The sequence below is a fragment of the Paenibacillus sp. FSL R5-0810 genome (assembly GCF_038002285.1).
GTDB classification, from domain to species: Bacteria; Bacillota; Bacilli; order Paenibacillales; family Paenibacillaceae; genus Paenibacillus_AQ; species Paenibacillus_AQ lactis.
This window is the reverse complement of the sequence record NZ_JBBOCF010000001.1, coordinates 518,467-539,464: the sequence shown is the minus strand read 5'-3', so window position 1 is coordinate 539,464 and position 20,998 is coordinate 518,467. Positions and strand designations below refer to the sequence as shown.

The window sequence follows — 20,998 nt, the reverse complement described above, 5'->3', positions numbered from 1 at the left end:
ATCGTTACCTTCGGAGGGTAAATTGGGCATAAAGTAGGATATGGATTCTGCCTATTCATTCATCGATATCGTTTGATCTACCTAAGCTCAACCTGAATCCCTCCCGCCAGGTCGGGTAACGGGGAACCCAGCCCAGCTGACCGCGGGCCTTCGCGTTAGATGCCCCCCGCTCCCAAGGAGCTTTCCCTTCCCGAAGCTCCGGCATTGGCGCTCCGAGCGCGTCAGCATAGGCAGGAAGCCAATCCGTACCTTTGGCCGGCACGTCATCCACGATGTTATAGATGCCTGACGGCCAATCAAGAGCGAGAACTGCGGCATTCGCTGCGTCTTCCACATGAAGGAACGACGTCATCGCTTCAGTCGCGGGCACTTCCTGATGCAAGATCCGCTTTGCCATGATTCCGCCGCGATCATACCAGGTACCTGGTCCATACAGCATCCCGTAGCGAAGGATGACGTGACGCGGCATCTCGGAAACCGCTTGTTCCAAGGCGCTCACGCCGTCAACGGTCATCCCTCTCGGATCTGGGGCACCGATATCAAGAGGTACCGATTCCAACGCGGGGGAATCCCCCGGCTCATAGGCCCAGGATATGCTCTGAGCGATCATTAGCGGCACCCCTGAGGCCAAGGCGGCATCCACTAAATTGCGCGTGCCGTCCCTCCGTATTCTCGCATTGTCCTCAAGATTCCATTGGCTCAGCGATGTAAGCTGGTGTATGATTGCGTCAGGCTTCACGGTTGCCACGGCCTCCATCACGCGCTCCCGGTCTAAAGCATCGGCAACCACCGCCCGAGCACCCAACTGTTCGATTATGGAGCCGCGTTCCCCGCTCTGTGTCATCCCGGTTACTTCATGCCCTGCACGCAGGAGCTGCGGCAGTAGCAGCCGTCCAATGACGCCTGTTGCTCCGGCAACGAATATCTTCATCTTCTCTCCTCCTCCTTCTGATCTTGAGCCATTTCACCACTTCATTCATCATAAAAGGTCATATGGGATTTGTCGGACCGGTAATATTCCATTCGATCCTGCAATGAACCGGTATGAAATTCGAACATGTGGCCATCGGGATCCAGAAAATAAATCGACTTCTTATCCCGCTCATCTCTTGAGCGTCCCGGAACAATCTCAACGCCAAGCGCTTCCAACCTGGCCAGCGCCGATTCATATTCGCAATCCTCGATCGTAAAGGCGATATGCGTATACGTCCGGTGAATTCGGCTACGATCCGTCTCTTCCTGATTCAGCGCGATCCAAAGACCGTTCAGATCAAAATAAGCGAGCTTCCTTCCTTTTACCAATAGCCTTGCTCCAAATGCTTCCCGATAAAAATCGATCGAACGCTCGAGATCTGAAACCGAGAAGCACAAATGATTAATCGGACTGATGTTCATCCCGATTCCTCCTGTCCGCTAATGATGGTCAAGGATGTTCTGCACTTCCAGAGGCGCATGCAATTTTCGGAAGCCGCTCTCTAGATATGTATTGAACCAATAGGCATGATAAGGCCGCAGACCGGCATCCCGGGCACCTCGCAGCTCATCCGATCCGCAGTCTCCCACAAATATGGACTCCTCAGGCGTCACCCCTAACCGTTCGCACGCCATCAGATAGATTTCCTTCTGCGGCTTGGCCATACCGACCTCATAGGAGAAAATAACCTCATCAAAGCAGGATGCCAGGGGGCTTCTGCCAAAGTGAATGACCTCCTCCTCCGTGCAATTGCTGATCAGTCCCAGCTTGATGCCCCGTTTCTTAAGCAGGTCCAGCATTTCCAGAATATCCGAACGAATGGACTGAAAGGGAAGCCCCTTCTCTTCAACTCGCGCCCGATACAGCTGCTCCACATGTTCATGGGGATAGGAGAGGCTTCGCTGCTCCAGAATATCCCGGATCACGGCATGAAAAGTCGGGAACGACCCGTTCATCCTCCGCTCCTGGCGGGCCCTCCATTCCCGCTTGAACTCATCTTGGGAGAGACCCAGCCGATCGGGATCATCCTGCTGCCTCCGGAATATCCGCTTGCCATCCGAAAATTCCGTGATCAAGGTTTCATATAAATCGAATATTGCCGCTCTCACCCTCATCGATCCAACCCCTTTGTCATGATCCGGAATAACCGGCCTCCTGTGGAAGTCTCGCTGGATAATAGCGAGCGGTCTCTTCTAATACTCTATCGTTCTTCTCATCCCATATCTCGCTCAGCTCGAACGTTCCGTCTTGAAAGAACAGCGGGAATCTGCGCTTAAACCAATCCTGCATCGGCAGCTTCAGCGCGTCCTCGATCTCAACCCAGACAAGTTCCCCTTCGGGAGGCTGCTCCAGCAGTTCACCTTCAAAGGAGGTCGCCAAGTAGTTAAATACCATGTATCGATGCCCCGAGTTCGGCTCGCAGGATTCCTCCAGCCCTTTGTATACAATGTCCTTTACTATAAGTCCGGTCTCTTCGCGCACCTCGCGGATCGCTCCGTTCACGATGCTCTCCGGAAAATCAACTTTGCCTCCAGGGGCGATATACCCGGGGAATCCCTTCGAATCCGGCCTGTTTAATAGCAGCACCTTGGTACCGTCCTGTACCATGCACATGGTGTAGAGACTCACTTCATTACGCACAGGCACCCTCCCTTTTCTCTTAGATGATTCGCTATTATCTAGTATAACGCCTGGGTCCCCGCCAATAAATTACAAGTTTGATTTAATGAAATTTTTCTCATGATCGAACGCAAAAAAACCAGAGCTCGCTCTGGTTTTTCATCGAATAATGGGTAGGTTAAGCAGTCTAAACTTATGCCGCCATCAGCGCTTGCGGCTGATAGCCCCAGCTGTATTGCATCAGCGCATTGGCGCTTGGGGATTGAGCCTGCAGCGGTGCAATGCCGATTGCGCTGACTTCGCTGCTGTTCCATTGGATGAGCCTGACGGCAGTCTCAACATCGCCTGCTTGGTAGGCAATCGCTAATGCTTGCAGGTTTACGGCCATCTCCTCATCCTCCGGCGTGTCCAGAAGCAGCTCTTCTTCGGGGTCCAAGTCACGGAGAACCTTGTGCGCCCGATGAAGAGCAGCCTTCACAGCGCCTTCCGTCGTCTCCAGTATTTGAGCCGTTTCCGCGCTGCTGTACTCATAGACATCCCGAAGCAGCAGCACCGTCCGCTGCAGCGGCGACAAATGCTTGAACAACAATTGAAACGTCACTTCTAAATGGAGCGCATTTTCCTCCCGGGCATCGGATTCTGTGGGGAGGAGCTGATCCAGCTTATCCTCCAAAATCCGGCGGTAAACGCCCTCCCTGCGCACCCGGTCAATCCAAGTGTTTTTCGCGATTCGCAGCAGCAGCGCCTCGGGGTTCATATGGGTTCGGTCCTTCATATTTTCCAGCACCTTAATCCAGGTATCCTGCATGAGATCATCCGAATCCCAATCAGATCTTGTAAGCGACAGACAGTACCGGTGCAACGTTGCATTCAGCTCCGGGAGGCTGTAACCCGTATCTGATTCTGTGCCACCCGGTCGATAGATGGTCATCGGCGGCCAACTCCTTTGTATACGATTATCGTCAGGTTATCTTATAAGTAAACGAACGAAAGCTGCATATCGTTACTCGGATATCGAAAGTTTTTTTCTGCTTCTTTCGTACCTTTTTCGCAGGCTGGATCGTTTACTTGCTGAATCACGAAACTTGAATGAATACGGAGGGAAAAGACATGAGCGTAATACCATATGTGGTTGAGCAGACGAGTCGGGGCGAGCGGTCTTACGATATTTATTCCAGGCTGCTGAAGGACCGTATTATATTCGTTGGAGCGGCGATTGATGACGCCGTGGCGAACAGTGTTATCGCCCAGCTGCTGTTCCTGGCGGCAGAGGATCCGGACAGGGATATTCATATGTACATCAACAGTCCGGGAGGTTCCGTATCCGCAGGCTTTGGAATTTACGATACCATGCAGATCATCAAACCACAAGTCAGCACCATCTGCACAGGATTTGCCGCTTCCTACGGCGCGATTCTCCTGCTTGCCGGTGCGAAAGGCAAACGGCTGGCTCTTCCGAACAGCGAGATTATGATCCATCAACCGCTTGGTGGCGTCCAAGGTCAGGCCAGCGATATTGCCATCACCGCCAAACGGATTCTGAAGACCCGCGAGAAGCTGGTTCAAATTACGGCCGAGCGTACGGGGCAGCCAGCCGAACGGGTGGAGAGGGATATGGACCGCGATTATTTCATGACCGCAGAGGAAGCGCTGGAATACGGGATCATTGATGAGATCGTAACCAAGCTGTAATGAAACACGGTTCGATCAGTGAACAACATGCCCCGGTCCATTGCTCACGAGTCCATGGCACTATAAATTAAAGGAGTGAAGCTCACGATGATGCTGAAGCATTTGCTGAAACAACAGGCGGCCGTTCATTTTATTGACGGAGGCTGCGTTAGCGGAGGTACGCTTGAGGAAATCGAGGACACATTCATTAAATACAAGGATGAGTATGAAATGCTGTACATTCCGTTGTCCGCGATCCGATACGTAGCGGTCGATACGAAGGAAAGAGACAAAGCCCCGGTCGGATTTACCGCCTCCTAGTCCTTCCTCGGGCAGTGCGGCAAAGCCTTCTCGTCCAGTTTGGTTTACCTTTAGGTTTTAGTATAGCTTAGCTTGAGAATGCAGAGAACCGCATGAACCCTATTTGGGCTCATGCGGTTTTATTGGCATATTGACTATTTTATCGATCAGGAAGGAACGAAGGCGCTTGCGCTCCGGATCGCTGCCGTTCTTCTTGTGAAAGCCGATAAACTGCAGTGCGTGAACCATTGAATAGAAATCGATGACGGCCAGCTGGTCCGCATCGGCGCCCCATTGGGTGCACAACTCCTCGATATAAGGCATGCCAGCAGGACCAATATCGGAAACAACGGCTGTCTGGGTGAGGCCGATCATATACAGCGGATCTCCGTAACAGACCCAGTCGAAGTCCACGATCCCCTGCAGTTCCCCATCCCGTACGATAACATTCTTGATCGTCACATCATCCAGAAAACAGATCGGCCGGACTCTCTTAAAGTAAGGCTCATAATGCTCCTTGATGGAAGCCAGCCTGCCAATAAGCTCCTGGTCGATGTCATCCAGGATATGAGGAAGATGACGATCGTAATCCCGCTCAATGATTTCGGACCAAGAGGCATACGGCCCCGGCCGACCGATGGGTACCCATCCGTAGCCTTTCCCTTCAGGGAGCTTGGCTGCTTGGTGTTGAAATGAGATGATCTGTCCGGCTAACACGCGCATCTGCTCTCTGCTCATAGCAGCAAGCTCGTCGCGCAAATCCTGTCCGGGGATTTTCTCAAGGATCATGTAAGCCCACGGAACCTGCTTCTTGGTAAGATCGACCGCAAGAACAGCTGGTACCGGCAAGCCGAGCCTGGCGAGAATGCTCAAGTTGTTCCCCGTATATGCCAGTACCTCCGGCTCCGTATTCGTCCGGATAATCAACTCCCGGTGAGCGAAGACTGCGGCAAACACCTGATTGGTATGCCCGAACGACATTGGCGTTATAGAGACAGGAATCTCGCCGGACCATTCCGTCACTAGACGAATCAGCTGCTCTTCCATTCTCATATCTACTCCCCTAGGTGGTACGACGTAAATGTGCGGTTAATAATAAAATATCTTCAGTCAGCTTCTTCCCTGTCCCGCTTCCTGCAAGCATAGGCAAGTCGGTATAGCTCGGCGATATCGTCCCGTCCATTCTGAACGAACCTTCGGACTGCTTCGTCCAGCTCCACGGTCTCCACAGCGATAACCTGCTCGGCTCCCTCCGGGTTAAGCGGCTCGAATGCGAGCCTCACCTCCCCGTAACCGACCGCTCGAACAAAACGGGGGTGCGGAATATGGGGCCGAAACGGGCCAGGAGCGCTCGATTCGCAGTGAAACTGTCCGATCAGCCGGAAGGATTCCAGCTCTGCGCCCAGCTCCTCCCTCACTTCCCTGCGCAAGGCATCCATATATCCTTCTCCCGGCTCCAGCGTCCCTCCAGGAAGCTCCCAGCTTCCGTCCGCAACCTGAAAGACGACGCACCGATCCCCCGCAAAGGGGAGGATGGTCACATTGCTGACCAAGCCTTCATCGAGCTCATCGTCGCACACATACCGCGCCTTTACAACGCCCCAATGAATGTCGTTCGATAGTGCCGGATACTGGTCCCAATCGATGTCCCTTTTCATTTGCTGTCCAACCTCCTCCGATCCATGGCTTACCGTTCAAAAACCATTGCGGGTCTATCCTATCCCTGCCCCAAGTCAGTTCCCGTAATGGCGGACCATCAGCACCTGTTCCATGGACGTGGCAAGTCCCAGCTGCTCAAGAGACTGCACCAACGCTTCTTGGGATGCCCGGATATTGAAGGCAGAACGTCTCACCGCAAGCTCAGGCTGATACACCTCCGACAACGCCGAGGCAATGACCCCCTTGACGTCAGCATGGCCAGGGGCTGCTTCACAACGGAACAGCGTAATCGACGCGGGCTTTCCGCTCGGGTCGAAGGCTCGCTTAAACAAAGCATAGCCCACCATTTCCTTCCCTGCATAGACGAGGACGCATTCGCCGTCCTGAATGCAAGGAAGATCATTCTGCCAAACATCGCCGGACCGGTAGAAAGGAACCGCTCTCAATTCTCCCGCTTGCCCGCGGGTAACCGTATAGGCATCCGAGGATTCCTGAGCGTTATCTGCTAACGTGCCTTCCGCGGACATGATCAAAAGTCTGTCGATGACGGTATAGCCTACCCGTTCATACAGCTTAATGGCTGCGGCATTCGTGCTGATTGCTTCCAGATAGGCGCGTTGAATTCCAAGCTCCTCATAAAGCTCCGAATTTCGCTCCATCATGGACAAGCCAATGCCTTTGCCGCGGTATTCCGGTGCAACGGCCGTTCCTCCGTTCCACGCCAGCTTCTTCCCATCTACCTCCCGGAAGCTGTTCATAACGATGCCGGCCGGGTGTCCGTCCACAAAGCAGGCAAGCGACCTTTCCATACACAGTCCTAAATGGCTTGCTCGGGCAATAAAACGGTCAAGCGGCATGGATGCCTGGACCATATAACCTTCGAACGAGCGATTCCATATCTCGGAGGCTTCCTTCACCGGAAGCTCGCTCAGCGGTTTATACGTAATCATGCGATAAATCCCCCTCCATAAGCAGCATCAGCGATGCCGATGTAATTGTTCTCTATTCAAAGAACATGCAGGAAAAGCAACGAGGCATAGGAAGCCGACCGCTGTTCTCCTGCATGTGTACAAAATTTAATCTAAAATTTCTATTAGAGCTTTGTATCGTCCACGCTATCAAGCCAAGCCTCAATGCTGCCGATGACCGACGTGACACAGCCGTCCTCGAACGGCGAGATCAATCCCGCAACCTTCACCAGCTCCGTGAAGGACTTGCTGCCGCCTTGACGGCACAGATGGAGGTAATCCTTCCATGCTTCCTCACGGTTCTCATGCATCTTCTTCCAGAACTGGAATGCGCAGATTTGGGCCAGCGTGTAATCGATATAATAGAACGGGGTGTTGAAAATATGCCCCTGCTTATGCCAGAAGCCCCCTTGCTCCAAATAGGCGTTATCCGCGTAATTGCGGTGAGGCAAATATTTGCGCTCGATTTCGCGCCATGCCTGCTTCCGCTCAGCCGGCGTCGCATCCGGGTTCTCGTAGACGAAATGCTGGAATTCATCCACCGTCACGCCGTACGGGATAAAGATCAACGCGCTTGCCAAATGTTCGAAGCGGTATTTGTCGACTTCCTCCTTGAAGAACAGATCCATCCACGGCCAGGTGAAGAACTCCATGCTCATCGAATGAATCTCGCAAGCCTCATAGGTCGGGAAGCTGTACTCCGGCACGGCGAAGCTGCGGCTCTCGTAAACTTGGAAGGCATGCCCCGCTTCATGCGTAAGCACGTCGATATCCCCGGACGTACCGTTGAAGTTGGAGAAGATGAACGGCGCCCCATATTCGCTGATATAGGTACAATATCCGCCGCTTTGCTTGCCCTTCTTCGCAACGAGGTCCATCAGGCCGTTCTCCTGCATAAAGGTGAAGAATTCCTTCGTCTCAGGGGACAGCTCGGCATACATCTTCGCTCCGTTCTCAACGATCCACTCGGGATCCCCCTTCGGCGTTGCATTTCCCGATTTGAACGCAAAGTTCTCATCATAATACAGCAGCTGGTCTACGCCAATCCGGTTCTTCTGCCGTTCCTTGAGCTTCGATGCTACAGGAACGATATGCTCCAGTACCTGGCTCCGGAAGTTCGCTACCATCTCGGCATTGTAATCGGTGCGGGCCATCCGTGCATAGCCGAGCTCAACATAATTCTTGAAACCCAGCTTCTTCGCGATTTTCGTTCTGACCTTGACCAGATCATCATAAATGCGATCGAAGGTCTCCTCGTTCTCAGCCATAAAGCCGCTCGATGCTTCCATGGCGCGTTTGCGCATATCGCGATCCGTCGATTGCTGGAACGGAATCAGCTGGGACAGCGTGCGTTCCTCGCCCTCGAACTGGATTTTGGCGGAGGCGATCAGCTTCGCATATTCCGTCGTCAGCTTGTTCTCCTGCTGCAGGTCCTCAATCACCTCAGGGCTGAACGTCTTCAGGGAGAGCTCAGCCAGCTGGAACAGCTGACGGCCCCATTTCTTCTCCAGCTCGCTGCGGAACTTGGAGCCGACCAGCGCCCGATAATAATCCGTAATATATTCCTGAACGACCGGACCGTTCTCATCGAAGAAGTCCTGCTCCGCTTTATAGAATTCGTCGTTGGTATCGATCGAATGCCGAACGCTTGCGATCTGCTGGAGCGTATCGAACTCGCTGCGAAGCTTGTTGATTCCTTTCATTGCCTGATCCTGCTCTTCATATGATCCGGCGGATGTGAAGGCATCCAGCAGCTCCTTAAATTTCTGTTCGAAAGCTTTGACGTCAGGCCGCTCGTAGTGATACTCGCTAAATTTCATGACATACACCTGCCCTTTCCATATAAAAAATACAACGATTCATCCATTCGGCATCTAAACGATAAAGTTATAGAACCCAAACGATTGTAATTTCGATACAGGTAGGGCATTATCCTGCTGACGTTCTTCGAAATTATGCGGAAGGTGACCTGGCTTTAATATGGCTTACGAAAGTGTCTTCAGACCGATTGCAGAAACCAGAATCAGTCCGATGAACAAAAGCCGGCGTCCTTCCTTCGGTTCCCCGAAGGCAAACATTCCGAGCAGCGTACTTCCGGCCGTCCCCATCCCTGTCCATATGGCATAGGCGGTGCCCATGGATATCTTTGTCATGGACAAAGTCAGCAGCAGGAAGCTGGAGCCCAAGGCGATTGCCAGAAAGAGATACGAACCGAGCGTGCGGTTAAGGGTTACCCGTCTCAGTGCGATAACGCCAAGCACTTCACACAGGCCGGCTCCGACCAGGGCGATCCATTCCATTACGCATCAGCCTCCTTTCCGCCCGCCTCGGAATCCTTCGTGACCAGCTTAAGCCCAAGCACGCCTGCCGCCAGACCTGCAATGAACAGGAGTTTCAGCGGGTTGGCCTGTTCTCCGAATACGAGGATCTCAGCGATGACGGTCCCTGCCGTTCCGAGGCCTGTAAAAATGACATATACGGTCCCGATCGGCAGCTTGGCCGCCGATTCAAGAAACACCTTGAAACTGAATATTATGGAGGCGACGGTTATCAGCCAGTGCCACCACAGCTCGGAATGCTTAAGCCCCGATACCCACACGACCTCCAGAGCGCCAGCAAGCAATAAAAGCCACCATGCTTTTCTCATCTTTACACTCCCCTCCATCACATGATTTTGAACATCATCGATGCCAGTGTTATGTGATGTAGTGATTGTAATCAAAATCTGGAATTAAGTATAATGATAGATAATTATGGCAGCATCAATTTTATTGATACCACTTGCGGAGGTGAGGACCGTGGAATTAACGGATCTGAAAATTTTTGTGAAGATAGCAGAGGAAGGAAACATATCGCGTGCAGCTGAAGGACTAGGGTACGTTCAATCCAACGTAACGGCACGGATCAAAAAGCTGGAAGCAGAGCTGGGCGTTTTGCTGTTTAACCGGCAGCCGCATGGGGTGACGCTTACGGAGAAGGGGGCGCTATTCCGGGAATATGCGTATTCGATTATTCGTCTTTCAGAGGAAGCGGTGCACGCAATGGAGGACGCTCCGTATCCAAGCGGAAGCCTATCGATCGGGATTGTCGATACCCTTCACTGCGGCAGTTTTATTCGGGCCCTCTCCGATTACCAGGCGAAATATCCGAATGTCAGCCTCAGCTTCATTACCGGAAGCTCGCCGGACCTCATCTCCAAGCTTCTGAATTATCAGCTGGACGGAGCGTTTGTAACCGGAGAATTTCCTTCGGCGAAGCTGGTCACCGAGTACAGCGAGCAGGATGAGGTTCGTCTGCTGACAACATGGAACGCTCCCTCCCTACCCGATCTGTCACGGACTAAGTGGGTGGTGTCTCCCGTTGGCTGCCCCTTTCGCCAGGCGCTGGAATCATGGCTGCGGAGCGAAAGCATCCCTTTAACGAACATGATTGAGGTTTCGTCGCTGGATACGCTGTTAAGCATCGTAAGATCCGGACTGGCATCCACCCTTCTTCCAAGTTCCGTGCTCTCGGAGGAATATGCGGACCTGAACAGTTTTCCGGTGCCGGAGGCGTTCCGCCATGCAACGACCAGCCTGGTTCGTCGCAATGACCGCTTTGGCAGCAAGGCGTTCTCGGCATTTGCCGAGCTGGTGAAGGTTAATTTTGCACAAGGGATGGATTAAGGATGGAATAGATCAAAATATCTTCGAACCGGTCCTTTACCTTCAAATACGAGCGCAGCCTGCCCTCTTGCTTCATGCCGGTCTTCTCCATCACCCGGAAGGAGCCCGCATTGTCCGGATGGCATTTGGCCTCAATCCGTACCAGCTGCAATCGGTTAAAGCCGAATTCGATAACGCGGCCAATCACCTCGGTCATGTAGCCACGATTCCAATAACGGTTCGAGAGAACATAACCTAGCTCGGCCTTCTGACTCCGGTTATCCCATTGGATGAAGCTGCAGGTTCCAATCAAAGCGCCTGATTGCTTGTCCTCGATGCCCCAGGGGCCGACCTTTTGCTGATCGTAGCGCTGCATGATAAATTCGATAAACCGCCTCGTATCATCACGGGATTGATGGACGTCCCACACCGTGTACTTCGAGACTTCCGGCACGGAGCAATAATCGTACATGTCCTCAAGATCGTCCCAGCGGATGCGTCTTAGACGGGTCCGATCCGTCTCAAGTTCCGGGAAAGGCTCGAAAGCATCCTCAATTTTCTTCATAGGTTTCGCTCCTTCCTTATTCAAGGCTATAAACCGGCATCCATCCGTAATGCATCCTCCGTACCTGCTAGCTCCAGCTGCTTCCGGATGTAGCGCGCCACCCCGTCGGCATCGTTCGAATCCACCACCAGATCCGCCAATTCCTGGATTCGCTCGTGCGCGTTCCGCACGGCAATTCGGGTGCCGCCCGCTTCAAACAGCCCCAGGTCATTGAGATGATCACCGAAGACAACTGTGTTCTGGAGCGGAATCCCCATATGATCAGCCCATAGGCGAAGCCCGTCCCGTTTGTTGCCATTCACGTGGCTGAATTCCAAAAAGTAATGATTTCTTATGTAATAGTCCGGCATCATATGCGCATGCACCACATCCCCGAAACAATCGTTGACCTCCCGGCGAATCGGCTCCAGCTCATCGAACAGGCCAATATACGTCAGGGCCAATGTTCGGTGCCCCTCTGGACAATGTAAGGCTGCTACCTCCATAAATCTCGGATCATTCACGCGGCTTTGATAAAATGCAGTCTCTCCCTCCCGGCAAAGCGTTTCATGGAGCACGCGTTCCCGGTGATCGGCATCCAATGAAAAGTAAAAAGGCGTCAGCCCGTGTTTCTTTCCGAGCCGGATGATATCGCTCGAAATTTTGTGATCCAGCCAATACCCGTCAATGACCGTCCCATTATGGCCGTTATAGATCAAAGCCCCGTTATACAGGATCAGAGGGTGCTTCCAAGGAATGTCCGCAACAACTTGCATAGCGCTGACATATCCGCGCGCCGTTGCGAATGTAACGACAACATCATGCTGCAGCGCTGCCTCGATGGTTTCCAACGTATAAGGGGAGAGCGTCTGATCCGACCTTAGAAGCGTCCCGTCCAGGTCTGTAATAAATGCTTGATGGTTCAATCGGATAAGCCTCCTTGTAGTAATATGATGATGTCTAAGCCTGAGTCCCAACCATGTGGTGTAGATGGAGACACGCAGGAGTTTGCAGCTTTTTTATGAGATCCAATGAAAAAAAGCTTCCCGAATCATAACCCATATGCTACTGCACAAACGCCATGACGTCCCGAATATCCTGAATGTCCGCCAATGGCTGAACGCCCATGCGATTCATTTTGGTGAGATCTCCCCGGTAGGCAATGAACGGTATGCCGGCACACTCGGACGCTTTGCCGTCCACCCATGCATCGCCAACAGAGAGCCATTGGCTTGGAGTGGTATGCGCAAAAAACTCCAGCACCCGCAAGTAGCCATCCGGTGCAGGCTTTAAGGAACCCATCTGTTCTCTTCCCACGATCAGGTCAAAATACGATGCGATTCCGTTCTCCTCCAAAGCCGTCAGGGCTGCATCCCGCGCATTATTCGTAACTATGGACAAATGTAAACTTCCATGCAAATGACGGATCAACTCCAGCGCGCCATCTTCAAGCTCGGCGCCGGCCATCCCCTTGATCTCATGCTGTTTGGCGATATCCCACATGCGCCGGGACAGTTCATCCGTCATATGACCGGTCTGCATCGCCTCCGCGATGACCGTAGAGGTCGTATGGGTGTCCATAGACAAACCTTGCGGGAGCACCCGATGGTCTACAAGAAAAGAGTAAATCGCCCATTTCATGGCGTTAAAGTCAATGCTCGACCGCAGCAGCGTGTTGTCCATGTCGAATACAATGCCTTTCCAGTTGCTATTCATGGTATCACACTCCCGCCACGGCTTGAATTTTCCATAATGCAGCCAGTGATAATGAGCGTGACCAATGCGATCATGAGACTGATGTAGGCAGGTTTCCGCATGGCTAACCCCTTACGACTTCCGTACCTGCAATGAAATCATGAATGGCGCGTTTGTCCTCCCGCAGTGCCACCATCAAGATGCTGGCGATGAAACCAATCCCAAATGTCAATATATACACGAGTCCGGCAACGACATTGCGAAGCAGCATCGTTCCAATGCCCGGCGGATCCAGCGTATCGTATTTGCGAATTCGAATGCCGCATATCCGCTTCCCGACCGTGTACCCTTTCCAGTAAACGGGTACCAGGATGCCGTACAAGGCTAACAAAAAATTGCTGATCGGTTCATTTTCGAAATCGCCTGTCAGTATTCCAAATAGAATGCTTATTGGTAAAGAGACGATCAGGGCATCCAACAACCAGGCCCCAAAACGTATCCAAAAGCCCGCTTCTTCATTCATAACGCATCCCCCTCATCGATCAGGTATTCGCTGTTAAGGATTCCGCCCTTCACTGCCAGATTCATCAAGTTCCTTCCAGTTGCTCTCGATCCGATTTAAATCCTTCTTATACCATTGAACAAATACCGAACCATAGACGTGGTATAGCCCGAGCGCCAAGCTGATTATGCTCAGTATCACAGGAGCCTTTCCTACGTCTTGTAGAGCTTCATCGAAAAGGATATACACTTGTGAATTTATCGTTATGATGGCAGCGGTCAAATAACGGATTCCGAAGAGCACCACGGATATACCGATGAATACTGCGCCTAGCGTCCGATTATGCACAACATCCCTCCTCATACGACTTTTTAAGGATTGCTATGTGATGTGATCCACTCTTCAACCCGCTTCATCTGGGCATTGAACCTCGTACTCCTGTAACAGCAGGTATCACCATGTATCCTATATCACAATATTTTCCACTTCCTTCATTGTAAACTTCTTCCGTTCATCCAACAACAGGTTTTCCATGATTTCCCACACGGATTAAGCGTACAGGCCAGATTTGTGCATAAAAAAGAACAGCTAACACGTTATCGTGAAAGCCGTTCTGTCATGGTATCCTGATGGACCGCGGGTGGAGGTCTTGACCCTGCGTGGCAGCTTAATCCACTTATTTGTCATCTGTCTGCACGTCTCCATATGTGCCCGATGGTTCGAAGAAGACCGTAGCCGATCATAACGCCGATCGTATTCAAGATCACATCGTCAACATCCAGACTCCCCCGGCGGGTAATGAGCTGTATAAGCTCGAGCAGTAAAATTCCAGGCAGAAAATAAGCGATGGTCTTGGCAAAGCCGGCTTGAATTGCCAGCGGAATGAGCACACCGAACGGGAGAAACACACCGATGTTTCCGGCAATATTGATGAGAGCTTCCATGGAATGAATCGGAATGTAGTGACGGATGGTAGCAAGTGGAATGATATTGTAGCTGTACTCCGGCAGCGGTGTCCTTCCAAAACCCCAAAGCATCCAGTAGGCAAGCAGTAAGGAGTATGCGATTAATAAAGGCCAAGACCACTCAATTCGATATCGGGATTTCATGGATTAAAATAAGGCTCCAACTGATGATCCTCGATCAATTCAATATTTTTACGTTCCCTTGCGTATTTCTTAATATGTTGTTTGATGTTGGGGTACAGAACGATGTCATCCAATTGTGAAAGGGGGATCCACCGTACGGCGGATTGTTCAGGATCGGGAATATCAGGCAGCCTGGCCACAGAACCAGCCTCAGGGCAGCACTCCAAGACAATATATAACGTATGGATATTCGACGTATTATTACCGGAATGATGATGCGGGGCGTATTCGTACACAAAGGCGATTGGACCGGCAACAGCTGATATTGTAGTCTCTTCATATAACTCCCGCAGAACGCCGTCGGTAATGGTTTCGCCGGGCTCTGCCCCGCCACCGGGCAGATTGTAATGGATCCCGTTCGCATCCGAATACTCGACCAGAAGGATCTGCTCATCTTGAATCACTAATGCCGTAGGCCGTACTCTTATATGGTAACTCATGGAGACACCTCGTTTCGGTTGGTCGGTTCATTTGTATATGCACCAATACTATCCTTCTGCAAATGTCTTATGTCGTTATACAGCGAACATTCCCAATGGTCGCCGACTTGGGTGATGACGGTTAGAGAAGCGTTATCGATGTAGGTGGCTCTAAAACGGTGGGGCATCAGATATTGCAAGGTTAAGCCAATGACCGCGCCATGGCTTACTGCGAGGATGTATTGGTGATTAAGCTTGTTCGATATGTCATTCACGAATCGGCTTCCTCTTGCCGCGACAGCCTCATAGGGCTCCATCCTCAAATCAAGATCCCGCCACTGCTGCCCCCAGGTTTGAATCCGCTGTTCTTCTGTCGTTCCCTCGATCAGACCGCAATCGATCTCGCGGATGCAGTGCTCCTGGATAACATCCCGCACACCTAGCTCATGCGCAATGATTTCGGCCGTCTCCCTCGCCCGAATTAACGTACTCGTAACGATCGCCTCCCACGGCCCGTTCTTCAATCGTTCAGCTAATAATTTGGCTTGTTGTCTTCCTTCACCGTTAAGCGGAATATCGCTAAGTCCTTGGGCGCGGCCTAGTGCATTCCAGTCAGTTAACCCATGACGGACGAAACCAATGGTTGCCAAAACAATCCCCCAATTCATAAATATTTTGTTTTCACGGCTGCATTTTCCACCGGATAACGATGTACCGGTTCACGAGCGCAGCAATACCGAATAGATAGGCGGACACCCGGAATCCGGAGTCAATCAAGGCAAGCACCCCGGCAGCAAACAACACGGCCTCAATGAGAAGGACCCCGCCGATCGGCAGCTTGATGGATGCCTTCGGCGAGATGATCATCCCCCAGATCACCGCAGTCAGCAACGGCAGACCGAGCCCAAGGATGATACTCAGCCAAACGCCCTGGACGGCATGGAAGCCCCAATATCCAAGCGAAAACAGCAAAATGATTTCCAGAACAAACCGCAGGCCGAGGTTGATCACGGTAAACATCCAGTGATCCCCTTATGCTTCGAGCTGCTTCTTATGATGAATCATGTGCTCGATATAATCATCGAACAGCCACTCCAGCGTAACCTCCGTGCCATCATCAAGGATGCCTTTTTTGCGGAAATCAGCTTCCCCCGCCTGCTGCATGACACGTACGATCATCCGGTTCAGCTCCCGCCACAATGTAAGAACCTCACCCGGCTTATACAGGTCTTGGTAACCCTGAAGACGAACCCAGTCATCCTGCGTATATCCCTGAATGTGGATTGGTTTATCGGATAACAGAAACCGTACGAACCGCTGATGATTATTCAGCGCGGAGTCGCATAGATGGCCAAGAATTTCCTGCTTCGACCACTTCTCGATAAACGGTTTCCGAGTAAACGCCTCCTCCGTCATGGCCTCAACGAGCTCTGTTACTTCTGTGATCAATGATTTCAATCGATCGAGTGCTTCCATGTACCTTCCGCTCCTTTATTCGAAAATGATGAGCCTTTTCTTGCTATATGTCGCTTACAATCAGCGGTAGACCCAGAAATTTGGCATATCCCTGGGCGGCCGCGAGAATATCCTCCTTCCGTTCTTCAAGGGGAGTAAAAGGCGCAAAAGTGACCTCGACTCCGTTACGCTTGATCTCCCTCCTCCATACGCCGGCAATTCGGCCGTCCACAACGATCATTGGCTGAAACACTCCGTTGCGATATGGCGCGATCTTCGGATCGTGTTCCGGTTCAATTACGGCATCCCGCGCCTTATAGCCCAAGTAATACTCATCGAATCCCGGTAAAAGGTGGACAGCTGGCTGCTCCTGCTGATGCTCCGGTAAGGAAGCCGACATCCAATAAACTGCGTTGTCGAGCTTGATCTTCTGCAGAACATTCGAAACAGACTCCACGCCGCGCTTTGCTTCAGACAGCGAAAGCCCGGTCCACCATGCAAAATCCTGAACCGTAGCAGGACCGTGCCCGGTAAAGTAACGCAGGGCAAGCTCGGCCAAAGCTTCCTCGGTTGTCAGCTCCTTTAATTGACCGACCCATGCTTCGAGCAAAACAAAGGTTTGTTGATTGCCTTCCCGCGGTCCAAAGCAGAGCATGCCGTTCCGGCTCAAATATCCAAGGACATAGTTCCCCAAGCCATTCTTCGTCGAGATGCCGTCTTCCTCCAGAACCGTCATCAAATCCGGGCGTGGTACGGGAGTTCCATCATGCAGCGCTCTTTCGATTAAGCTTCTGCAGCGCTTCAGTATTTCTCCATCGAGTCCGAGCTCCGCCTGTTTCCGCTTGTCATGGGCTTGTAATCGAGGGGCGGTCAGCTTCTGCATCCATAGAACATCCTCGGCCGGCACCATAAAAATCGTTCCCCGCATCGGCCAGGTAAGCACGATTTTCCGCTCAGCAATTGCCAGCTCTACATCCGGCAGCCCGGCGGAAGCCGTTCGCAAACCAACTCCCCAGACCGCCTGGCCGAAATCCTGGGCTTGAACCGCGCCTAATCCTTTTACGACTTGTTCCGGTGTATTAAACTTCTTGCTCCCGATCCCCTGGGACGACAGCCTTAAGCTAGCAATCGTTGGATTTGTCAATTCCGCAACACTCCCTAGACATCAAATAGAACCGCAGGTGCCGTTAAGCAGCCTCCATCAAACGAATGAGCAAGCGTACTTCTGAGCTTGTAAGTGACACCCTGATTTTCACGAAAGTTTGCCTATGATAAATCGGGAATCGACATCCAGGCCCGCTCGTTCTGCCAGCTCACTTCGACCGGCGTTTCGAAGAAGGCGGTCAGATTGCCGCTGGTCAGCATATCCTTGGAGCTTCCCTGGTTAAACACGCTTCCCCGCCGGATTAAAAGGGAATGCGAAAAAATCGGCAATATTTCTTCAATATGATGCGTCACGAACAGAAGCGTCGGAGCATCCGGCTTCGAGGCAAGCGCCGTAATGCTGGACAATAGCGCTTCCCGAGACAGAAAATCCAGCCCGTTGCAGGCTTCATCAAGAATCAGCAGTCTCGGGGATGCCATCAGAGCTCTGGCAATCAGCAGCTTTTGCTTCTCCCCTTGCGAACAGGTTTCATATGTACGTCCAAGCAGATGATAACAATTAAAATCCTTCATCAGCTGTTCCGCTTGCGCCCGGTCGTCCTCATCAATCTTCTGATATAAACCAATGGAGGCGTGCTTGCCGCTGATGACAACGTCAATCGTCGATTCGTTCGGGCGGATCCGCTCCTGGAGCGAGGAGCTCACCCAGCCGATTGATTTCCGGAGTTCTCTTAAATCTACCGTACCGAAACGGTGGCCGAGTACGGAAACGCTGCCGCTTGTCGGCCAGATGTAACCGTTAATCATATTCAGGATCGTTGTCTTGCCTGACCCGTTCAAACCCAGAACGGCCCAATGCTCCCCCGGTTTGACGGTCCAATTGACCCCGGACAGCACAGTCTTCTGCTCCCGTCTCCAGGTTACGTCGTTCAATTCAATTATCGAGTTCATTGCTGCTCCCTCTCCTTTTTCTGCTTCGTTTCTGCTTTTCTCTTTTCAAGGATTATATCAGCAATTACATATTCCTCAATAGCGAAAAGAGGGAACCTCAATTATTAAAAAGCAAAATGGACTATTGCCAAAGCTAGAATCATTATATCACGCCAGAATTTGGATCATATCGGAAGTTTGCCGGCGATTATCCAGCACAACACCACGCCTCTGCCCTCCTAATTCCTACTCAAACAGCAGCGCGTATCTATAACGTCGCGGCATGTTCTTTTTTTGGCGTCGAATCCAAGAAAGATCTTATCTCTGCACTATCTCCCGATCTCATCCTAAATCATTCAATAATGAAAGAATTTGTACATCTATCGCCTACAGGCCTGATTTTCATCAAGATACAATGGGAGCTATCAATAGGCGAGAGGTGATTAATCATGAATGCACAAACGGTGCAGACGCCGGACAAGGCCGGACTGTACAAAGGCATGGAAGCGGTTGCCAACAAAACATTCAAAGGGCGCTGGAACGCTCCGCTAGCCGGTTACCTGTTCATCGCCCCCTGGCTGCTGGGCTTTCTCATTTTACAGCTGTGGCCCATTATTCAGTCCTTCTATCTATCCTTCACCGAATATTCGCTGTTGGAGCCGGCCCGCTGGATCGGTATCAAAAACTTTCAGGATATTGCTCACGACCGGCTCTTCTTCAATTCATTGAAAGTGACATTTCTGTACGTGATCGCTTCTGTGCCGCTGAAACTGTTGGTAGCGCTGGCTATAGCCCTGCTGCTCAACCGGAACATTCGGGGCATATCCTTCTACCGAACGATCATTTACCTGCCTTCCCTGATCGGCGGAAGCTTGGCGGTCGCCGTACTGTGGCGCAATATTTTCGGTCTGAACGGCTTCATTAATCAGCTCGCGATATGGGTCGGAATCGCCCCCAAAAACTGGATTGGCACCCCCTCCACCGCCCTCGGCACCCTGGTACTTCTAACGGCATGGCAGTTCGGCTCGTCGATGATTATTTTCCTTGCCGGCCTTAAGCAAATCCCAAGCGAGTTATATGAAGCCGCATCCGTGGACGGGGCCTCGCCGCTTCGCAAGTTTATCCGGATTACCCTGCCTATGTTATCACCGGTTATCCTCTTTAATCTGATCATGGGCATCATCAACGCATTCCAGATGTTCACATCGGCATTTGTGGTCACGAATGGAGGACCGGTCAATTCAACCGAGATGTTCGCCCTGTTTCTGTACAATAAAGCCTTCGGATCCCTGCAGATGGGCTACGCATCAGCCTTGGCCTGGATCTTGCTCGTTATCATTGGCATCGCCACGGCGCTTAATTTTATCGCGTCTAAATACTGGGTCTTCTACGAAACCGAAACGGAGGGTCGCAAATGACAGGTGCTCATAATAAACAAAACTGGCTGGTCCATGTGCTGATGATTGCATTCTGTTTTGTGATGTTTTATCCCGTCCTGTGGTGGATCGGCGCCTCCTTCAAATCAACACCGGAAATCAGTCTACCCACTCTGTTCCCCAAAGTATGGTTGTGGCAAAATTATACGGAAGGCTGGATGGCACTGCCCAAGTATACATTTACACGCTTCTTTATGAACAGCCTTAAGCTCAATGTGGCGACCACGATCATTCATGTCATTTCAGCCAGCCTGGTGGCTTTTGGCTTCGCTAGGCTGAACTTCCCGCTGAAGGGGTTATGGTTCTCCATCCTGCTGATGACCCTGATGCTTCCGGGACAGGTCACGCTCATCCCGCAGTATACGATGTTCCATTCCTTCGACTGGATCAATACCTATCTGCCGCTGATCGTCCCTTCAGCCATGGGCGGAGCCTTCTTTATTTTCCTGATTGTCCAGTTCATCCGCAGCATTCCGCGAGAGCTCGATGAGTCCGCGAAAATCGACGGCTGCTCCTGGTTCGGCATTTATCTGCGCATCGTAATGCCGCTGACCCTGCCTGCGCTCATCACGGTAACGATATTCTCGTTCATTTGGGGCTGGGACGAATACTTTGGGCCGCTGATTTATCTAAATACCGTGGATAAGTACACGGTCCCGCTCGCGCTCAGAATGTTTATCGACTCCCAGTCAGCCGTTCCATGGGGGCAGCTGCTTGCCGTATCCCTGCTCTCCGTGCTGCCGCCGGTGGTCATTTTCTTTCTGGCGCAAAAGCATTTCGTGGAAGGGATTGCCACATCCGGGCTGAAAGGATAGATTTCAGAGCGGTAAACGGATACTGTAGCGTGTTCTTCCAGCTCTTCTTCAGGCGGCGGCCAAGCCGGACATCTCGATCATCCGGCTTCCGCCAACGTTGGCAATGAGGCAGCAG

Annotated in this window: 28 protein-coding genes; 5 read left to right on the top strand and 23 right to left on the bottom strand. The window is 51.8% G+C overall.

Annotated elements, in window-relative coordinates; genetic code table 11:
* Window positions 1-55 precede the first annotated feature (55 nt).
* The 5 genes from MKX76_RS02510 to MKX76_RS02490 all read right to left on the bottom strand — a co-directional run bounded on the left by MKX76_RS02510 (window position 56) and on the right by MKX76_RS02490 (window position 3,524).
* A complete protein-coding gene (locus tag MKX76_RS02510; RefSeq protein WP_341032926.1) occupies window positions 56-931 on the bottom strand; it encodes an NAD-dependent epimerase/dehydratase family protein in 876 nt (291 codons plus the stop codon).
* A 41-nt stretch (window positions 932-972) separates the two neighbouring features.
* On the bottom strand, window positions 973-1,395 hold the full coding sequence (fosB, locus tag MKX76_RS02505; protein ID WP_210094727.1) for a metallothiol transferase FosB: 423 nt from the start codon (window positions 1,393-1,395) through the stop codon (window positions 973-975).
* An 18-nt stretch (window positions 1,396-1,413) separates the two neighbouring features.
* Complete coding sequence (locus MKX76_RS02500) at window positions 1,414-2,088, bottom strand: HAD family hydrolase (protein WP_341032924.1); 675 nt, start codon at window positions 2,086-2,088, stop codon at window positions 1,414-1,416.
* A gap of 16 nt (window positions 2,089-2,104) precedes the next feature.
* Window positions 2,105-2,587, bottom strand: a complete 483-nt coding sequence (locus tag MKX76_RS02495) for an 8-oxo-dGTP diphosphatase (protein WP_050953988.1) — start codon at window positions 2,585-2,587, stop codon at window positions 2,105-2,107.
* 199 nt (window positions 2,588-2,786) lie between these two features.
* A complete protein-coding gene (locus MKX76_RS02490) occupies window positions 2,787-3,524 on the bottom strand; it encodes an RNA polymerase sigma factor (RefSeq protein ID WP_341032923.1) in 738 nt (245 codons plus the stop codon).
* A 179-nt stretch (window positions 3,525-3,703) separates the two neighbouring features.
* Between MKX76_RS02490 and clpP the strand changes: the two genes are divergently transcribed.
* Window positions 3,704-4,285 carry an ATP-dependent Clp endopeptidase proteolytic subunit ClpP gene (clpP, locus tag MKX76_RS02485; RefSeq protein ID WP_007127988.1) on the top strand — a complete coding sequence of 194 codons (582 nt, stop codon included), beginning with the start codon at window positions 3,704-3,706 and terminating at the stop codon, window positions 4,283-4,285.
* A gap of 87 nt (window positions 4,286-4,372) precedes the next feature.
* Window positions 4,373-4,585 (top strand): hypothetical protein, encoded by a 213-nt coding sequence (locus MKX76_RS02480; protein ID WP_007127987.1) that lies wholly within the window; start codon window positions 4,373-4,375, stop codon window positions 4,583-4,585.
* A 99-nt stretch (window positions 4,586-4,684) separates the two neighbouring features.
* On the opposite strand, the gene MKX76_RS02475 is transcribed toward MKX76_RS02480, so the two are convergent.
* From MKX76_RS02475 to MKX76_RS02450, 6 genes are all read right to left on the bottom strand, one after another.
* Window positions 4,685-5,617 carry a phosphotransferase family protein gene (locus MKX76_RS02475; protein ID WP_341032922.1) on the bottom strand — a complete coding sequence of 311 codons (933 nt, stop codon included), beginning with the start codon at window positions 5,615-5,617 and terminating at the stop codon, window positions 4,685-4,687.
* Window positions 5,618-5,670: 53 nt separating this feature from the next.
* On the bottom strand, window positions 5,671-6,222 hold the full coding sequence (locus MKX76_RS02470) for an NUDIX hydrolase (protein WP_007127985.1): 552 nt from the start codon (window positions 6,220-6,222) through the stop codon (window positions 5,671-5,673).
* A gap of 75 nt (window positions 6,223-6,297) precedes the next feature.
* On the bottom strand, window positions 6,298-7,173 hold the full coding sequence (locus MKX76_RS02465) for a GNAT family N-acetyltransferase (protein ID WP_007127984.1): 876 nt from the start codon (window positions 7,171-7,173) through the stop codon (window positions 6,298-6,300).
* Window positions 7,174-7,316: 143 nt separating this feature from the next.
* Window positions 7,317-9,011: a M3 family oligoendopeptidase gene (locus MKX76_RS02460; RefSeq protein WP_007127983.1), complete on the bottom strand. Its 1,695-nt coding sequence runs from the start codon at window positions 9,009-9,011 to the stop codon at window positions 7,317-7,319.
* A gap of 165 nt (window positions 9,012-9,176) precedes the next feature.
* Complete coding sequence (locus MKX76_RS02455) at window positions 9,177-9,491, bottom strand: DMT family transporter (protein WP_007127982.1); 315 nt, start codon at window positions 9,489-9,491, stop codon at window positions 9,177-9,179.
* On the bottom strand, window positions 9,491-9,838 hold the full coding sequence (locus tag MKX76_RS02450) for a DMT family transporter (protein ID WP_007127981.1): 348 nt from the start codon (window positions 9,836-9,838) through the stop codon (window positions 9,491-9,493). The genes MKX76_RS02455 and MKX76_RS02450 overlap by 1 nt, the downstream gene beginning before the upstream one ends.
* Before the next feature lie 151 nt (window positions 9,839-9,989).
* On the opposite strand from MKX76_RS02450, the gene MKX76_RS02445 reads away from it, so the two are divergent.
* Entirely contained in the window at window positions 9,990-10,856 is an 867-nt protein-coding gene (locus MKX76_RS02445; protein ID WP_341032921.1) for a LysR family transcriptional regulator, read from the top strand.
* Here MKX76_RS02445 and MKX76_RS02440 read toward each other — a convergent pair.
* The 12 genes from MKX76_RS02440 to MKX76_RS02385 form a co-directional block, all read right to left on the bottom strand.
* Entirely contained in the window at window positions 10,831-11,400 is a 570-nt protein-coding gene (locus MKX76_RS02440; protein ID WP_213614497.1) for a GNAT family N-acetyltransferase, read from the bottom strand. The genes MKX76_RS02445 and MKX76_RS02440 overlap by 26 nt on opposite strands.
* 26 nt (window positions 11,401-11,426) lie before the next feature.
* Window positions 11,427-12,305 (bottom strand): HAD-IIB family hydrolase, encoded by an 879-nt coding sequence (locus MKX76_RS02435; RefSeq protein ID WP_341032919.1) that lies wholly within the window; start codon window positions 12,303-12,305, stop codon window positions 11,427-11,429.
* 139 nt (window positions 12,306-12,444) lie between these two features.
* A complete protein-coding gene (locus tag MKX76_RS02430; protein ID WP_341032918.1) occupies window positions 12,445-13,095 on the bottom strand; it encodes an HAD family hydrolase in 651 nt (216 codons plus the stop codon).
* A 103-nt stretch (window positions 13,096-13,198) separates the two neighbouring features.
* Entirely contained in the window at window positions 13,199-13,597 is a 399-nt protein-coding gene (locus MKX76_RS02425) for an RDD family protein (protein WP_007127975.1), read from the bottom strand.
* Window positions 13,598-13,630: 33 nt separating this feature from the next.
* The gene (locus MKX76_RS02420) at window positions 13,631-13,924 is read right to left on the bottom strand and encodes a hypothetical protein (RefSeq protein WP_341032916.1); all 294 of its coding nucleotides are present in this window, start codon (window positions 13,922-13,924) and stop codon (window positions 13,631-13,633) included.
* Window positions 13,925-14,259: 335 nt separating this feature from the next.
* A complete protein-coding gene (locus tag MKX76_RS02415) occupies window positions 14,260-14,685 on the bottom strand; it encodes a VanZ family protein (RefSeq protein WP_341032915.1) in 426 nt (141 codons plus the stop codon).
* Complete coding sequence (locus MKX76_RS02410) at window positions 14,682-15,164, bottom strand: NUDIX domain-containing protein (RefSeq protein ID WP_341032914.1); 483 nt, start codon at window positions 15,162-15,164, stop codon at window positions 14,682-14,684. The genes MKX76_RS02415 and MKX76_RS02410 overlap by 4 nt, the downstream gene beginning before the upstream one ends.
* Window positions 15,161-15,793 (bottom strand): histidine phosphatase family protein, encoded by a 633-nt coding sequence (locus MKX76_RS02405; RefSeq protein ID WP_341032913.1) that lies wholly within the window; start codon window positions 15,791-15,793, stop codon window positions 15,161-15,163. Before MKX76_RS02405 ends, MKX76_RS02410 begins: the two co-directional genes overlap by 4 nt.
* Window positions 15,794-15,824: 31 nt before the next feature.
* A complete protein-coding gene (locus MKX76_RS02400; RefSeq protein ID WP_341032912.1) occupies window positions 15,825-16,163 on the bottom strand; it encodes a YrdB family protein in 339 nt (112 codons plus the stop codon).
* Window positions 16,164-16,175: 12 nt separating this feature from the next.
* Complete coding sequence (locus tag MKX76_RS02395; RefSeq protein WP_341032911.1) at window positions 16,176-16,619, bottom strand: DinB family protein; 444 nt, start codon at window positions 16,617-16,619, stop codon at window positions 16,176-16,178.
* 43 nt (window positions 16,620-16,662) lie between these two features.
* Window positions 16,663-17,742 (bottom strand): winged helix DNA-binding domain-containing protein, encoded by a 1,080-nt coding sequence (locus tag MKX76_RS02390; protein ID WP_341032910.1) that lies wholly within the window; start codon window positions 17,740-17,742, stop codon window positions 16,663-16,665.
* Between the two features lie 122 nt (window positions 17,743-17,864).
* Entirely contained in the window at window positions 17,865-18,653 is a 789-nt protein-coding gene (locus MKX76_RS02385; protein ID WP_007127967.1) for an ABC transporter ATP-binding protein, read from the bottom strand.
* A gap of 428 nt (window positions 18,654-19,081) precedes the next feature.
* On the opposite strand from MKX76_RS02385, the gene MKX76_RS02380 reads away from it, so the two are divergent.
* Window positions 19,082-20,050 carry a carbohydrate ABC transporter permease gene (locus MKX76_RS02380; RefSeq protein WP_210094733.1) on the top strand — a complete coding sequence of 323 codons (969 nt, stop codon included), beginning with the start codon at window positions 19,082-19,084 and terminating at the stop codon, window positions 20,048-20,050.
* On the top strand, window positions 20,047-20,883 hold the full coding sequence (locus MKX76_RS02375) for a carbohydrate ABC transporter permease (RefSeq protein ID WP_210094734.1): 837 nt from the start codon (window positions 20,047-20,049) through the stop codon (window positions 20,881-20,883). Before MKX76_RS02380 ends, MKX76_RS02375 begins: the two co-directional genes overlap by 4 nt.
* Window positions 20,884-20,998 lie beyond the last annotated feature (115 nt).

What these genes read in the sequence shown, in the direction of transcription:
- MKX76_RS02510 (WP_341032926.1), bottom strand. Translation starts at nt 931, where the DNA reads ATGAAGATATTCGTTGCCGGAGCAACAGGCGTCATTGGACGGCTGCTA.
- fosB (WP_210094727.1), bottom strand. Translation starts at nt 1,395, where the DNA reads ATGAACATCAGTCCGATTAATCATTTGTGCTTCTCGGTTTCAGATCTC.
- MKX76_RS02500 (WP_341032924.1), bottom strand. Translation starts at nt 2,088, where the DNA reads ATGAGGGTGAGAGCGGCAATATTCGATTTATATGAAACCTTGATCACG.
- MKX76_RS02495 (WP_050953988.1), bottom strand. Translation starts at nt 2,587, where the DNA reads ATGTGCATGGTACAGGACGGTACCAAGGTGCTGCTATTAAACAGGCCG.
- MKX76_RS02490 (WP_341032923.1), bottom strand. Translation starts at nt 3,524, where the DNA reads ATGACCATCTATCGACCGGGTGGCACAGAATCAGATACGGGTTACAGC.
- clpP (WP_007127988.1), top strand. Translation starts at nt 3,704, where the DNA reads ATGAGCGTAATACCATATGTGGTTGAGCAGACGAGTCGGGGCGAGCGG.
- MKX76_RS02480 (WP_007127987.1), top strand. Translation starts at nt 4,373, where the DNA reads ATGATGCTGAAGCATTTGCTGAAACAACAGGCGGCCGTTCATTTTATT.
- MKX76_RS02475 (WP_341032922.1), bottom strand. Translation starts at nt 5,617, where the DNA reads ATGAGAATGGAAGAGCAGCTGATTCGTCTAGTGACGGAATGGTCCGGC.
- MKX76_RS02470 (WP_007127985.1), bottom strand. Translation starts at nt 6,222, where the DNA reads ATGAAAAGGGACATCGATTGGGACCAGTATCCGGCACTATCGAACGAC.
- MKX76_RS02465 (WP_007127984.1), bottom strand. Translation starts at nt 7,173, where the DNA reads ATGATTACGTATAAACCGCTGAGCGAGCTTCCGGTGAAGGAAGCCTCC.
- MKX76_RS02460 (WP_007127983.1), bottom strand. Translation starts at nt 9,011, where the DNA reads ATGAAATTTAGCGAGTATCACTACGAGCGGCCTGACGTCAAAGCTTTC.
- MKX76_RS02455 (WP_007127982.1), bottom strand. Translation starts at nt 9,491, where the DNA reads ATGGAATGGATCGCCCTGGTCGGAGCCGGCCTGTGTGAAGTGCTTGGC.
- MKX76_RS02450 (WP_007127981.1), bottom strand. Translation starts at nt 9,838, where the DNA reads ATGAGAAAAGCATGGTGGCTTTTATTGCTTGCTGGCGCTCTGGAGGTC.
- MKX76_RS02440 (WP_213614497.1), bottom strand. Translation starts at nt 11,400, where the DNA reads ATGAAGAAAATTGAGGATGCTTTCGAGCCTTTCCCGGAACTTGAGACG.
- MKX76_RS02430 (WP_341032918.1), bottom strand. Translation starts at nt 13,095, where the DNA reads ATGAATAGCAACTGGAAAGGCATTGTATTCGACATGGACAACACGCTG.
- MKX76_RS02425 (WP_007127975.1), bottom strand. Translation starts at nt 13,597, where the DNA reads ATGAATGAAGAAGCGGGCTTTTGGATACGTTTTGGGGCCTGGTTGTTG.
- MKX76_RS02415 (WP_341032915.1), bottom strand. Translation starts at nt 14,685, where the DNA reads ATGAAATCCCGATATCGAATTGAGTGGTCTTGGCCTTTATTAATCGCA.
- MKX76_RS02410 (WP_341032914.1), bottom strand. Translation starts at nt 15,164, where the DNA reads ATGAGTTACCATATAAGAGTACGGCCTACGGCATTAGTGATTCAAGAT.
- MKX76_RS02400 (WP_341032912.1), bottom strand. Translation starts at nt 16,163, where the DNA reads ATGTTTACCGTGATCAACCTCGGCCTGCGGTTTGTTCTGGAAATCATT.
- MKX76_RS02395 (WP_341032911.1), bottom strand. Translation starts at nt 16,619, where the DNA reads ATGGAAGCACTCGATCGATTGAAATCATTGATCACAGAAGTAACAGAG.
- MKX76_RS02385 (WP_007127967.1), bottom strand. Translation starts at nt 18,653, where the DNA reads ATGAACTCGATAATTGAATTGAACGACGTAACCTGGAGACGGGAGCAG.
- MKX76_RS02380 (WP_210094733.1), top strand. Translation starts at nt 19,082, where the DNA reads ATGAATGCACAAACGGTGCAGACGCCGGACAAGGCCGGACTGTACAAA.
- MKX76_RS02375 (WP_210094734.1), top strand. Translation starts at nt 20,047, where the DNA reads ATGACAGGTGCTCATAATAAACAAAACTGGCTGGTCCATGTGCTGATG.